The following is a 13584-nucleotide window of genomic DNA, read 5'->3' on the forward strand; positions in this document are numbered from 1 at the left end:
TTTGAAATGGAATTATTCGCGATGATAGGGATGATTCATCAGCAGCGACCAGGCGCGGTAAAGCTGCTCGGCCAGCAGCACGCGCACCAGCGGATGGGGCAAGGTCAAATCCGATAGCCGCAAGCGCTCATGCGCCTGATCACGCAACGCGCCATCGAGCCCATCAGGCCCGCCGATCAGAAACACCACATCGCTGCCCCGCTCGCGCCAGCCGCGCAGGCGCTGGGCCAACTGCATGCTCGTGCCCTGCTGGCCACGCTCATCCAGCGCCACCACATGCGCTTGCGGCGGAATCTGCGCCTGCATGCGCTGCGCTTCCGCAGCCATCATTTGCTGCGCCGTTTTACCGCTGGTGCGCGGTTCGGCTTTGACGGCGCGCAACTCCAGCCGCATATCGGGCGGAAAGCGCTTGGCGTAATCTTCATACCCCGCCTGCGCCCAGGCAGGCATCTTTTGCCCCACGGCCACAATCATCAGTTTTCGCATGGGCGGCGATGGTACAAGCTCCCCAAGCAGCAAAAGCCCACACCCCAAACCGTCCGTTTGTCAGGTTTTTGCCTGGCGCGCGACTGATGCAGTCATCCATCGACTGCAAAGGAGAAAACCATGCCCTTATCAACGATACGCCAGCGTGGCTGGCTGGCGCTATGGATTGCGGCCTGCGCACTGGCCATCGCTGCGCTGCTGCACTGGATCCCGCCCGCACGCGCCGACAAGCCCGCCGCCCTGTCGGCCACCCAACCCGCCCCGGCCTGGGCCATGCTGGCCGCACTCAAAGACGTGCACGGCCAAGACGCCCGCACGCATCTGCACGCCGACCGCCCCACGCTGGTCAAATTCTGGGCCAGTTGGTGCCCCCTGTGCCTGGCTGAACTGCAACAAACCAACGATTGGGCGCGTGAGCAGACGCTGGGCCGCGTCAACCTCGTCAGCCTGGCCTCGCCCGGCCATTTGGGTGAGAAAGCCAGCGGCGCTTTCGAGCATTGGTATGCCCGCCTGAACTACCCCGCCCTGCCCGTGCTGCTCGATCATGGCGGCCGTATCGGGCAGATGCTGCAAATTCGCGGCTATCCATCCTGGGCGCTGTTCGACGCCAACGGGCAGCTCGTGCGCACCATCAGCGGCAGCCTGGAGGCCGCCCAACTGCAAGCCCTGCTGGCCAATCCAGCCGCCCCACTTTCTTCATCCACCCCATCGTCCCCCCCTACATCAAAGGAGACTCCCAGCATGAACCCCAAAACCATTTACCTGGCCGGCGGCTGCTTCTGGGGCCTGGAAGCGTACTTCCAGCGCGTGCCCGGCGTGATCGATGCCGTTTCCGGCTACGCCAATGGCAAGACCGACAAACCCAGCTATGAGGACGTGATCTACCGCGGCACCGGCCACGCCGAAACCGTCCGTGTGGATTACGACGCCGCTCGCCTCAGCCTGGAGGACGTGCTGGAGTACTACTTCCGCGTGATCGACCCCACCAGCCTGAACCAGCAAGGCAACGACCGCGGCACGCAATACCGCACCGGCATTTACTACACCGACCCCGCCGAACAACCCGTGATTGCCGCCGCCCTCGCCGCCGAGCAGAAACAATACGGCCAACCCTTGGTAGTAGAAAACCTGCCGCTGCGCCAATTCCACCCCGCCGAGGACTACCACCAGGACTACCTGCTGAAAAACCCCGGCGGCTATTGCCACATCGACATCCGCAAAGCCGATGAACCTTTGCGCGGGCGACGCCAGGAGCCATCGCAGCCCCCCGCTGCCGCTTTCGATGCCGCCAGCTGGCGCAAGCCCGACGATGCGACGCTGCGCAGCCAGCTCACCGCCGAGCAATACCGCATCACCCAGCAAAGCGGCACCGAGCGCGCCTTCAGCCACGCCTACGACCATTTGTTCGAGCCGGGCATTTACGTGGACGTCGTCAGCGGCGAGCCGCTGTTCAGCTCAGCCGACAAATACGACTCCGGCTGCGGCTGGCCCAGCTTCACCCGCCCCATCGAAGCCATCGCCGTGACCGAGCATGAAGACTTGAGCTACAACATGCGCCGCGTCGAAGTGCGCAGCCGCGCCGCTCATTCGCACCTGGGCCACGTCTTCCCCGACGGCCCGCGCGACAAAGGCGGCCTGCGCTACTGCATCAACGGCGCCAGCTTGCGCTTCATCCCCCTCGATCAAATGGATGCGCAGGGCTATGGCGCTTACAAAGCGCAAGTGCTGCGTTAAACGCCAGCGGGCCAGCGCCGCACAAGCGATGGCCCGCCACCCCCTTTTATTTCAATCAAAGGAAATCAATCATCAATAAATACATGCCAAAACACCGGCATTTTTTTGCTTTTGATTGAAAAGAAAGAGGCTCCTTGTCACCAAGGAGCCTCTTTATTTTCAGGGCCCGATCACGAGCTCAACAAGGCCAGCAAGCAAGGCGCTTGACCATAACCTGCCGCAGCCCCATCACCGGCCCCAACAATCGCCAATGATGCTGCCCGTAGTGACCCCATTGGCGCCGCGCAAGCCCGTATTGGTCAGGGTATAGGCGCCGCACTTATCACCTGACTGGCTGCCCTGCGGGGTTGCGGTCAATGTGAACGTCGCCCCATCCGATTGCAACGCAATGGTGTAGCGCCCATTGGGCACCGTCGTCAAACCGGACGGGAATTGATTGGTCAGTGGATACGTGCCCTGCGCCGTGGCCGCGCGCTCCAGCCACTGCGCGCCTTGCAGCAAGGCCGAGCGGGCTTCAGCACGATGCCCCCGGCGCACGAACTCCTGATAGCTAGGGTACGCGATTGCCGCAAGAATGGCCACGATCACCACCGTAATCATGACTTCGATCAAGGTAAACCCTTGGGCGCGCATCGCCGCAAACTGACGCGAAGCGTGCGCGGGAGTATGTGTCAATACCATGCAGATCTCCTTGGCTTGGATTATTGAAGCTGGCGCCAGCTAGGACGCATCGCCTGAATGGGCATCAAGGCCAGCTTGTTGTCCTTGGTCTTGCCGCTGCCAGAGCTGGTCACCACGGTGCGGTCGCCTGACTTGATGGATGTCATGCTGTCTGGCAGCAAAGACATGCGCGAAACGCCACGATCATCCCCGTTATACAGGCCATCGCCATTCAAATCCATCAGCTGCACAGAAGGCGGCTTGCCCGTCATGATGTTCAGCATGGTCATGTAGCGCTTGCCCGCCTCGGGCACGGCCGAGCAGGTTTCATCCTCCAAATCGCCCGAGCCGCGCGCAGGCACCTGGGAGTTCACCGTCAGGATATTGCTTCCATCGTAAAAACCCATGGTCTGCAACAAACGCTCACCGCTTGCGGGCAAGTTGAGGAACCAACCCTTCGTATTGGCATCGCTCCAGTCCACTGCGTTGCCGCTGGTAGCCCAAAAATCGGTGCCCGCACTTTCGCCAGAGCCGCCCTCTGTCGTGCTGCTGACCGTCTGGGAGACCAGGCTGGTTGAAGCGGACAGGGCCTGCGGCGCGGCAATACCATCTGCGTCGCTTCCTGGATGCACTTGCAACAAGGTCTTGGCTGTATTGCGGAACTTGTATCGCGTGTTATCCAACACCGAGTAAATCGCCTGCGTATCCGTGGTCGAGCGATCAGGCATCGTCACGTTACGCCCCGTTCCAAACGCCACCATCATGCCCCTGCCCGCCGGGTGGGCGCGCACGGTCGGCGCCACGGTAATGGGCTGGCGCACGCAAGAGGATGGGCTGACCTGACCACTATTGGAGCGGCGGCATGCCGTGAACAACGGCTGACCGCCAAAGGCGACACCCCAGTCGCTTGGCGAACTGCTGGAGACATCGAACTTCCACAGATTGCCTTTGAGGTCACCCGCGTAAATGACATCGGGCCTGTCGTCACCATTGATATCCACCAGGCGCGGGGCGGACAAGCCGTTCTCGCTCTTGTTCTCACCCGAGGTGGTAGCTGCCGTGATGGCCTCGATCTTGCGTACGCTCTTGTCGCCATCCAGGTACTGGATGTAAAGCACCGGCTGCTCATTGGCGCTGTTATACCCATTGCCCAGCACCACCGCCCAGCGGCCGTTATTCATTTGCGCCACTTGCGCTGCGCGCATGGGATAGGTTTCATGCGGCACTGGCGCGCCGAAAATGTGACCTAAGTCGGGATCCAGACCCACAGGATCGGGTGCGCCAGTCAGGCTGCGCGGGATCTGCGTTTTGTCCATCATCACCAGGCTGCTGGCGTTGCTGGCCGAGAAGTTGTCGGGATTGGTCACATCCAGCACAAAGTAGCCGCGCCCACCTGCGCCCAAAGTGCCTACCAGCACGGTTTTCCAGTTGCCATCAATTTCAGCATCGCCAGCGAATGGCGAGCCATCGACGTAGAACTTGTGCCCATAGGTAGGCAGCGTCAGCTCACGCAAGCCCGGGATAACGCCCTTGGGGACGTAAGCAATCCGCTCTTGGCCGTTATGCGCAGAAAATCCGTGCAACATGCCGTCGTTACCGCCCACGTAAATCATGGCATCTTCAGCGTCTTGACGGGTGGTGTTGGCAAAGCGCAAGTAATCCTCTACGCCATAACCACTGGCGGGCTTTCCAACATACCAAATACTGGAGTTCACAATATCGCCCTGGCGCGATTGGCGCACACGGAAGTCAGCATTTACCCCTTCAAGCAATCGACTCCCACGCAAAAAATTAACGCGGTTTTCCCCTTCAGGATCAGCCAAGTTACCGGATAACGCCGAACGTTGAGCATTACTCAATGGGTACGTATTTCCGATACTCCAGATAAACGGCACTCCCACCCCCGTCGCATCATTGGTGGTGAGAATCACTCGATTAGCAATAGCCCCCTCCGCCAATTCATCTAATATGTCTGCGGTATTCTTAGGATTACTTCCATTCATCCCCCAAGAGCCATTGGGGTTTCGACGCCCCTCTGTATCCATAACCCAAGACTCAACATGCCCCCTCCATGCTCTTGCTGAATCGAAGGTGGAAGTAAATAAACCGACATCGGTATAAACATTATTACTACCACTAGCTGCAATGGCAGTCGTCCCTGGCTGAGTATCCGCGCTAATACGTTTGAAAATTTCTGTAAAAGCTGCCGTCAAACGTTCCCCACTATCAACGGGATAGAACTTTCCTCGGCTATTCAAGGCCATATGCCATAAATCCGAAGGCCGAGTCGCAGACCTGTCTCCTGGCTGATTGACCTCCAGATTAGGCCAGCTCTGGTTGGTCGTATACAGCCGTTCGAAGTCCCCTGCGTAGTTATCAGCCAATACAGTAGGACCGGCTGTGACCCAAGATTGATCAAATTGTGGGAACGGTCTCCACGCATAGGCTGATGCACTATAGCCAATAGAAAATGTCGTCAAATGTTGCCAAGTAGCCGGATTGAAGCGCGGGTTCCAAAATTTTGGAACTGTCACGCTGCCCACAATTGTGGTGTTAGGAGCATTGAGATAGTCAGGCAAAAGCGAAACTTCATTCGGGATGTCTTCCTGCAAGTCAGTCACCCAGCTCTTGAATGCCCAATCAGCCAACGTCCCCGACTCTATCCCACGGAATACCTTGGCATAACCTGCATTAGGATTGTACGATTCACCACTCCCCCCAACATTCCCGATGCTATCTTGATCCAGGTTTCCATGAGGTAACATGGCCCTAGTTTGGCTATTCCAAGAGCCATCCGTCAAAAAAATATGATAAGCACGGCGACACCCCAAGTAAGGCTTTTCAGTTACACCGGGATCTTTAGCCCATGGGCTATTTTTTCCAGCTCCGCTAGACATGTAATCATGGGCCTGCTGCATCATCCGATGCGAAGGCGTTCCATTAGTAGGCCTGAGAGAGTTAAGGTAGGCTTGAAAAGTGCTGCGATGAGCTCCTTCAAACAACCTCATGGAGTTTCTAGCCCCCTGCGTCAAGTTTCTAGCATCAAAAATTTCGCGATTATTATGCATTGACTGCCACGCCAACCGTATGGAACCATCCGTCACCACATTATCCATGGCTGTCGCCAATGAATGCTTCAGCGTGCGCATGCGTGACTGACCGGGATCTGCCTTGAAAAACCTCTGCGATCCCTGATCAGAAAAAGTGTACAGTTTGAACTGCCCCCAGCCACCAACTTGATTCCTAGTAGCATAACCGCCAGACCACAATTCATAACGACATTGAGCCTCGCCCGCATTATTCCGAATATAAACCTCTCCATTACGAACAATCCCCCCTCCATAAATCGGAATAGAGTCAGGAGTACGACAGCCATCAATATCCCATGACATGCTCCCAGAATTATCCAGAGACAAAATAACATTAGGCTTCGGCGGTTTATATCCAGTTCCTGGCGGCGTATCTGCCAACTCCAAAGGCGCAGCCATAACTTGCGTGGCCCCAGCTACAGCCAGAAGAGCAAGAACAGCTTGATAAAGGGCGGATTTTTTAAACATGGGAGTCCTCCTCGTACATCATCTCAGTCTTTGAGTTTTTGGGGCACAAAGGTTTGTTGCAAAACAACACGCGTGCCATCCTTGCGGCCATAAGCAATAGCCGTCACACGATAAACCACCAGCGGGTCAACGCTCAAGGGCAAAAGGTCTGTGGCGCCGCCCACAATCAGCCCCGTGCTTTGCGCCGTATCCGAATAGGGCAACACCTCAATCCAATACCAGGCGCCAATATTGCCATCACCTGTCTGGTTAAGAATCGCGCTACCACTTGAGCCCAATTCATCCGTATTGGATCCACTCGCAGCACCGGTGTATTGACCATAACGCGCACCCACATTGGCTCGCTGCATGGCATTCAACAAAGTTGCATTATTCCAAAAATCCTGACCAGGATTATTTATATCAGCGCCACGTTTGGTGCATAAAGCATGGCGACATTTGGTGAGATTCACCGCATTAAGCTGCGCCAAAAGCGGCGTGATCTCTTCCGCACCCTGGGGAAAATACAAGGTATTGATCGCCCGGCAGCGGCTAGGGTTGCCTGCGCTTTTCACGCAAACAGTTCCATTAGGCCCTTGGCGCAAAATATCCAGCTCTGCATCCTGCAACATGGCTTGGGCGGCTGAAAATGCACGCTGGTAATCGGCGTCATTGCTAATAACCATTTGATTGAACAGCGCCGAGCGCGAAGCCCACAACGCCAAAAGCATGCCCAGCAAAACCATCACCAATACGATGAACAATGCAACGCCGCGCTGGCGCGCTGCCGGGGGTGAATAAGGGGTGTAATGCGTAATCATGGCTACGACGATTGAAATGGTTTGAACCCAGTGCTGTTATCAGCCCAAAACGCCTTGGCTGCGTAGCTGGAAAACGTTGCGGTACACCTGATGCAGGCGATTTCCATAGTTTACTTGCGTATTCTGGCAGTTCATGTACCGAGAAGCTGCAGGCACATCCACAGGGCGCGAACCCACCATATCCAGACAGACCTCCACCGCAATCACATCAGCCCAATTGGTCACTTCAGAGGCTAAAGCCCGCTGAATCGTGGGTGTGCCGCTGGCTGCACCAGCCTGAACGTAATAGCGAACCTGAAAATCCGCGACATCCTGAATAATGGCTTGAGGCTGCCCCCCCACGCCACTGCAAACCAACTCGTTACCGCGCAAAGCAAAGCGGCTGATAATTCGAGGGAAATTGGCGCCACCGGAAGAAGTGGCGCCCCCTCCTTCTCCAAGGCAATCTCTAAATAAGCTCCCTGGAGCAGAAGCGCCTGTTAATCGTTCTGCATAGTTTTGGTGCCCTACACTCAACGCAAATTCAGTGGCATTAGGCGCATCTATGCCATTAATGATTTGGCTCCATTGGTTATAGCCAACCTGAAACGCCACCTTCGTATTCGGCGATAAACTAGCGCTGGTCCCTTGGCCGGTTTCCACATCCAAATTCAGCTCCAACGAACCTGCTTGGCGGATTTGCTGCCCCAGCACACGGAAAGCATACGAAGCCTGCTGCTGAAGCTGGGCCGCCTCGCTCACCGTAGTGGTCGCCCCACGGGACACTATGACTGCACCCATTGCCACCGCCACAATCAGCATCCCGATGGTGATACCCACCATCAATTCCACAAGCGTCACGCCAGCTTGATGCCTCACAAAAGCTATTTCAGAATGCTCTCTTGGCAGGCCCGAAGTTATCAAGGATTTTCGCAACATATCAATCCCCCACCAATAAAAAACTCGATTTCAGGAGTTGTTAATCTGTTTCACGCTGCCATCTGCACAGTAAGGCCGTGCAACGCCTGAGTTTGAGTTGGCAGTGCAGCGCGCCGCCAATTGAATGAATTGAAGATAGCAGGTGCGCCCTGCAGGGCAGGCAACGACAGCCCCGCTTGCATTCCGACTGGAAAGCCGAAAATATTTATTGAAATTGGTTTCCTCAGAGACACCAGCAGATTCATTTTCTCTCCAGGAAATCATGACGCCAAGCTGGCGATTATTTCCGGCAGATGTCCCGCTTTCATCATTCACAAAAAATACATTTGCATCCGCCAAAGGCAAAATTTCCGTCACATTTTTTTTCCATTGCTCAATATCCCATTGAGCCAAGGTTGCAGAATCGCACCCATTCGTGCAATTGACCTGCGTCCCATTATCTCCCCAGCCAACCAGATACTTGGATGCTGTGCCAGAGGAAAAAGAATTGGGATTCATGCGCAAACGCTCACTCAGGTTTTCAACCAACCGAATAGCTTGCGCTTGCCGCACCGCAGCCTGCGTATTGTTCATGGTGCGCATCTGCATACCCAGTATGCCCAGAATGCCTAAAGCCGTCACCAAAACGGCAACCAGGGCCTCAATCAGAGAAACACCGTTTTGGCGTGCAATGGAGGGGAAATTTGGCTGTTTCATAAATGACTCACCCAATAAGTAGCCAATTAACAAGTCGACCCTGCCGAAGGATGGACGCGAACAGTGCCGCCTGGGCTGATACAAATATTCATCGCAGAAGGATCGCTCACCGTCTTGCCCGCCGGCGTCACGCTAAAACCAAATGCAGCGCCAAAAGTTCCACGGGAATCCACTCTGATCTTTCCGGTATCCGTACCAGTACGCGTAATCGCCACTTTGGCGGGAGCGTCGTAGCGCTGCAAAATGGGCACGCCGCTGTCACAGGCTTCATCGCCATTGGTATCGACGCAAACCTGCCACCCGCAATTCCATCCATTTGCACTACACGAACCGCTTGGCAAGCTCTCGATCACGGCCCCACCGCGCTTGATGGCTTCGGAGCGAGCGAAATACAGCGTGGACTGAAAAATTTCGCTGGCTTGACGAACGCGCCAGCGCTCCATCAAGGGAGTGAAGTTGGGCGCTGCAATTGCAGCCAGTATTGCGAGAATGGAGATCACCGTCAGCAACTCCACCAGCGTGAAACCTGCTGGCGACTGGATACGGCGAGGCGACAAGTGAAATAAGACAGTGGGACGCATGGCAATAACTCTCTATATCCCGAGCATTCTCCCTACAAACCGCCTTGGCTAGCCATGCCCCACCGACTAGCGGTAGGGCCTGTGTGATGAGTGGGCATATGCGCTTTTGGTGCCCCTGCAAAAAATGCCCACCACTCAAAACACAGCACAGCCGCATTTGCCATAGGGCTTCACGATCAAGACTCGTGACGTTGAAAGCCCTCTTGCAGCGCCGCCCAGCTCAGCCCAAAGCGGGCCAGGTATTTGCGCAGGCGGTCGCTGTCGTTGGCGGTGCTGCGCCGGGTGCGCGAGTGGTTGAAGAGCTGGCGGCCGGCGTCGGCCAGGCTGGCGCTGCGCTGGCACAGGGCGATAACGGCGCGCAGTTGCAGGCGGTCGAACAGGTCCAGCGCGGCCAGCCGTTCGGGCCCGAGCAGGGCGTTCAGGCGTGCGTCCAGCGCATCTTCGCCGCTGCCGTGGTTGGTGGCAGTGCTATCGGCGTCATTGCCAGCGGGCGCAGCGCCGACCCCGGCCTTGCCGTGCCACAGCCATTCGAGGCGGGCGATTTCGGCTTCGACCAGGGCGCTGCCGATGCGGCCGCCTTCGGCCAGAGTGGCCAGGCGGGTGATGCTGGCGGCCAGGTCGCGGAAGTTGCCGCGCCAGGGCGCCCTGGACGATTGGGCAAAGGCGAGATAGCGCGCCCGCGCCTCGCTGCTCAAGCGCGCCAGGCGGCCGTCTTCGCTGGCGTGGCGCGCGAGCAGGTGGTCGATGTTGGGCTCGATGTCCTCGGGCCGCTCGGCCAGGCCGGGCAGGTGGTAGGTCCAGAGGTTGATGCGCGCGAACAAGTCTTCGCGAAAACGCCCGGCGGCTACCTCGGCGCGCAGGTCGCGGTGGGTGCCAGCGATGAGCTGGAAGTCGCTTTCCACTTCCTGGTCGCTGCCCATCGGGTAGAAGCGTTTTTCTTCCACGGCCTTGAGCAGCATGGCCTGCTCGTCCAGGCCCAGCTCGCCGATTTCGTCGAGAAACAGCACCCCGCCATTGGCGCTGCGCAGCAGCCCGGCGCGGTCGGCGGCGGCGCCGGTGAAGGCGCCTTTTTTGTGGCCGAACAGGGTGGAGGCGGCGCCATCGCCGCGCAGGGTGGCGCAGTTGACTTCGACAAAGGCGCCTTGCACCTGGTGGCGGGCTTTTTTCAGCTCGTACATGCGCCGCGCCAGATGCGATTTGCCCGCGCCAGTGGGGCCAGCCAGCAGGATGGGCGCGCGCGAGCGCACCGCCACGCGCTCGATTTCGTCGATCAGCGCATTGAAGCGCGCATTGCGCGTGGCAATGCCGCTTTTGAGGTGCGTGCGCGCCTCGTGCCGGGCCTGACGAAAGCGCTGGGCCAGGGCGTCGTAGCGCGAAAGATCCAGGTCGATCAGGGTGAAGCTGCCGGGCAGCTGGCCGTTTTGCCGCCGGGGCGGGCTGGTTTGCAGCAGCACGCCGGGGATGAAGCGCGCCTCCACCAGCAGGAACAGGCAGATCTGCGCCACGTGGGTGCCGGTGGTGATGTGTACTCGGTAGTCTTCGCGCGCGCTGTCGAAGGGGTAGCTGCGCGCCCAGTCGTACAGGCCGGCATAGACCTCGCCGAAGTCCCAGGGGTCGCTCACCTCCATCGGGACGAGCTTGACCTGGGTCGCGGGCGACAGCTCGGCAATGTCGGCCAGCACGCGGTCGGCCAGGCGCTGATAGCGGCTGGCGTAGAACAACTCCAGACGGTCCACCGGCCAGGCCGTTTGCTGCACCAGCGACACCGTGGGCCGCCATTTCTCCCACCGGCCCCGGCCGCCGCCTGCATCAAGCTGTGTGCCTAGGTAGCCGATGACGACGTTTTTCTTGCGCATATCGAATCTAGATTAAAAGATAGAAATGATGAATTGATTCGCCAATATTCTATTTTCAGCCATGCAGCCCATCACCCTTGCGCCCTTTCCCGCTTCGGGTCATAAAAATAATTTCTCTTTCAAATCAATGGGTTGAAGATGATTTGCACCCGTTTGGGGCGACCTGGCACGGCCTTTGCAATTCACCAGAGCGTCAGGCGTATGCACCAGTCGCTCGCAGGCCAGGGTTGGGGCCAAAGGCCCGCCCTGCCGGTGCCGGTGGCCGCCCGCTGAGGCTGATGAGGCCGACATGGGCGTTGCGCATCCGGTATGCCGCGCGGCGTAGGCGTCTGACACGGCATGGGCCGTTTGGGGCCACCTTCGTGTCCGGTTCGACTCCGGGCATGCCTCCACTGGTAGCTCAGTTGGATAGAGCAACGTGCTGATAACACGTGTGTCGCGGGTTCGACTCCCGCCCATCCTTCCCCAGCTGCAAGGCTGGCTACAAGTGAAACGGTCGCAAGACCACCCGCCGAACCGTGGCGGGCCGGGCAGAGCAGGGCCTTTGGGCCTTGAGCTGCACCGGCCAGCCACACGCCCTGGCGGCTTTGCGCTGGCGGCGTCCGGTTACGTGCTTACACGCAACCGGGCGCAGGCCGCGGGGCCGCGGCGGCATGGCCAGCCGGGCCGGATGCGCGTGTTTTGTCGCGCCATCCCACCCCGGCCCGCCATGCCCCGCGCCCGCGCCACGCCAGCCCGTCGCCAGAGCCTGCTCAGCGTCTCGGAGCGAGTGGGCAAGAAGCGGTTTGGGATGGGCTGCAAGGCGCAAAACGCAGCCGGGCCGGTTGGCCCGGCGAGGCTTTGCAACGCAGCAGATCGCCCAAATCCGCTTCATGGCCCGCCGTGCAGAGACGTTGAACAGGCTCTCGGGCGAGGTTCGGCACCCTTTGACGTTGTTGTTGCGAGAGAGAAGAAAACCATGAAAACCTACGGCTACAAAACCTTCCAGGTGAACAAAAACGAGCGCGGCCTGTTGCTGCGCGGCGGCGACTTCGCGCGCGTGCTGGGCCCCGGCAAGCACCGCATCTGGGCCTTGGGCGAGGCGCTGCAGGTGCAGCGCTTCGGGCAGGACGCGCCAGCCTTCACCCACCCGCTGGCCGACTACCTGATGGCGCACGAGCCCGAGGTGCTGGCCCAGCACTTCGTGCGCGCCGAGCTGGGCGAATCGGAAGTGGGCTTGCGCTACGAGGACGGCCTGCTGGCCGAAGTGCTGCCTCCCGGCACCCGCCGCCTGTACTGGAAGCACCTGCACGAAGTGCGCGTGGAGGTGCTGCCACTGCCGGCTGACGCCCGCATCGCGCCCGAGCTGGCCGCGCGCCTGCAACAAATGGCCGAGCGCCGCGGCCCGGCCAGCCTGGCCGGCGGCGTGCTGCTGACGCAGGTGCCGCAGTTCCACACCGGCCTGCTGTGGCTGGACGGTCAGTTGCAGGCCGCGCTGGCGCCCGGCGTGCACGGCTTCTGGCGCTTTGGCCGCAGCCTGGCGGTGGAGGTGGTGGACCTGCGCGCCCAAACCGCCGAGGTCGCCGGGCAAGACATCCTCACCCGCGACAAAGTCGGCCTGCGCCTGAACCTGGCCGCCGTGTGGCGCTATGCCGACGTGCAGGCCGCCTTCGCACAACTGCCCAAGCCGGCCGAGCACGTTTACCGCGAGCTGCAATTCGCGCTGCGCGCCGCCGTCGGCCAGCGCACGCTCGATGTCCTGCTGGACGACAAGGCCGCCATCGACAGCGCCGTGCTGCAAGCCGTGCGCGCCAAGCTCGCCGACTGCGGCATCGCGCTGGAGAGCGTGGGCGTCAAAGACATCATCCTGCCCGGTGAGATGCGCAGCATCCTGGCGCAAGTGGTCGAGGCCGAAAAGGCCGCCCAGGCCAACGTCATCCGCCGCCGCGAGGAAACGGCGGCCACCCGCTCCCTGCTCAACACCGCCAAGGTCATGGAAGACAACCCCGTGGCCCTGCGCATGAAAGAGCTGGAAACCCTGGAGCGCGTGGCCGAGCGCATCGACAAGATCTCCGTCGTGGGCGGGCTGGATCAGGTCTTGAACGGGCTGGTCAAGCTGCGTTGAAGGGAGGTTGAACGTTGAACGTTCGGCGTTCAACCTGCCCCGACAGTTTTTTTGACACACAAAGGATTTCAGGGCGCGCTGGCACAGAAGGGAGCGCCACTGCCAAAAATGTTTGTGAACAACCGGCAGTCCGGGTAACACCGGGTGCGGCAGGCAAGTTGGTTGGCGAGCAAGGTTGAGGATGCAGGTGCT

10 protein-coding genes and 1 tRNA gene are annotated in these 13584 nt (G+C 59.3%); 3 read left to right on the plus strand and 8 right to left on the minus strand.

What is annotated here, in order from left to right; all coding sequences use genetic code 11:
* Window positions 1–12: 12 nt before the first annotated feature.
* Window positions 13–486, minus strand: coding sequence for a 23S rRNA (pseudouridine(1915)-N(3))-methyltransferase RlmH (rlmH, locus tag EBQ26_RS00700; protein WP_122237106.1), 474 nt, complete (start codon window positions 484–486; stop codon window positions 13–15).
* A 120-nt stretch (window positions 487–606) separates the two neighbouring features.
* Here rlmH and msrAB point away from each other — a divergent pair, with 120 nt between their 5' ends.
* Complete coding sequence (msrAB, locus tag EBQ26_RS00705; protein WP_122237107.1) at window positions 607–2220, plus strand: bifunctional peptide-methionine (S)-S-oxide reductase MsrA/peptide-methionine (R)-S-oxide reductase MsrB; 1614 nt, start codon at window positions 607–609, stop codon at window positions 2218–2220.
* 228 nt (window positions 2221–2448) lie between these two features.
* Here msrAB and EBQ26_RS00710 read toward each other — a convergent pair whose 3' ends face one another.
* The 7 genes from EBQ26_RS00710 to rtcR form a co-directional block, all read right to left on the minus strand.
* Window positions 2449–2901: a type IV pilin protein gene (locus tag EBQ26_RS00710; RefSeq protein ID WP_275261421.1), complete on the minus strand. Its 453-nt coding sequence runs from the start codon at window positions 2899–2901 to the stop codon at window positions 2449–2451.
* 20 nt (window positions 2902–2921) lie between these two features.
* The gene (locus EBQ26_RS00715; protein ID WP_122237109.1) at window positions 2922–6437 is read right to left on the minus strand and encodes a pilus assembly protein; all 3516 of its coding nucleotides are present in this window, start codon (window positions 6435–6437) and stop codon (window positions 2922–2924) included.
* Between the two features lie 23 nt (window positions 6438–6460).
* Window positions 6461–7237 (minus strand): pilus assembly PilX family protein, encoded by a 777-nt coding sequence (locus tag EBQ26_RS00720; protein ID WP_122237110.1) that lies wholly within the window; start codon window positions 7235–7237, stop codon window positions 6461–6463.
* 39 nt (window positions 7238–7276) lie between these two features.
* Window positions 7277–8155 carry a PilW family protein gene (locus tag EBQ26_RS00725; RefSeq protein WP_122237111.1) on the minus strand — a complete coding sequence of 293 codons (879 nt, stop codon included), beginning with the start codon at window positions 8153–8155 and terminating at the stop codon, window positions 7277–7279.
* A 30-nt stretch (window positions 8156–8185) separates the two neighbouring features.
* Window positions 8186–8851 carry a type IV pilus modification protein PilV gene (pilV, locus tag EBQ26_RS00730; RefSeq protein ID WP_122237112.1) on the minus strand — a complete coding sequence of 222 codons (666 nt, stop codon included), beginning with the start codon at window positions 8849–8851 and terminating at the stop codon, window positions 8186–8188.
* 26 nt (window positions 8852–8877) lie between these two features.
* Window positions 8878–9432: a GspH/FimT family pseudopilin gene (locus EBQ26_RS00735; protein WP_122237113.1), complete on the minus strand. Its 555-nt coding sequence runs from the start codon at window positions 9430–9432 to the stop codon at window positions 8878–8880.
* A gap of 176 nt (window positions 9433–9608) precedes the next feature.
* Complete coding sequence (gene rtcR / locus EBQ26_RS00740; RefSeq protein ID WP_122237114.1) at window positions 9609–11288, minus strand: RNA repair transcriptional activator RtcR; 1680 nt, start codon at window positions 11286–11288, stop codon at window positions 9609–9611.
* 394 nt (window positions 11289–11682) lie between these two features.
* On the opposite strand from rtcR, the gene EBQ26_RS00745 reads away from it, so the two are divergent.
* Both EBQ26_RS00745 and EBQ26_RS00750 read left to right on the plus strand, forming a co-directional pair.
* Window positions 11683–11756: transfer RNA gene (locus EBQ26_RS00745), tRNA-Ile, on the plus strand.
* A gap of 490 nt (window positions 11757–12246) precedes the next feature.
* Complete coding sequence (locus EBQ26_RS00750) at window positions 12247–13392, plus strand: slipin family protein (protein ID WP_122237115.1); 1146 nt, start codon at window positions 12247–12249, stop codon at window positions 13390–13392.
* The last annotated feature ends 192 nt before the right edge of the window (window positions 13393–13584 follow it).

Origin of the sequence: Allofranklinella schreckenbergeri (assembly GCF_003703475.1) — a bacterium.
Taxonomy (GTDB): Bacteria; Pseudomonadota; Gammaproteobacteria; order Burkholderiales; family Burkholderiaceae_C; genus Lampropedia; species Lampropedia schreckenbergeri.

Coding starts and splice junctions, on each gene's coding strand:
- EBQ26_RS00725 (WP_122237111.1), bottom strand. CDS start 8,155: ATGTTGCGAAAATCCTTGATAACTTCGGGCCTGCCAAGAGAGCATTCT.
- EBQ26_RS00720 (WP_122237110.1), bottom strand. CDS start 7,237: ATGATTACGCATTACACCCCTTATTCACCCCCGGCAGCGCGCCAGCGC.
- pilV (WP_122237112.1), bottom strand. CDS start 8,851: ATGAAACAGCCAAATTTCCCCTCCATTGCACGCCAAAACGGTGTTTCT.
- EBQ26_RS00715 (WP_122237109.1), bottom strand. CDS start 6,437: ATGTTTAAAAAATCCGCCCTTTATCAAGCTGTTCTTGCTCTTCTGGCT.
- rlmH (WP_122237106.1), bottom strand. CDS start 486: ATGCGAAAACTGATGATTGTGGCCGTGGGGCAAAAGATGCCTGCCTGG.
- EBQ26_RS00750 (WP_122237115.1), top strand. CDS start 12,247: ATGAAAACCTACGGCTACAAAACCTTCCAGGTGAACAAAAACGAGCGC.
- EBQ26_RS00710 (WP_275261421.1), bottom strand. CDS start 2,901: ATGGTATTGACACATACTCCCGCGCACGCTTCGCGTCAGTTTGCGGCG.
- rtcR (WP_122237114.1), bottom strand. CDS start 11,288: ATGCGCAAGAAAAACGTCGTCATCGGCTACCTAGGCACACAGCTTGAT.
- EBQ26_RS00735 (WP_122237113.1), bottom strand. CDS start 9,432: ATGCGTCCCACTGTCTTATTTCACTTGTCGCCTCGCCGTATCCAGTCG.
- msrAB (WP_122237107.1), top strand. CDS start 607: ATGCCCTTATCAACGATACGCCAGCGTGGCTGGCTGGCGCTATGGATT.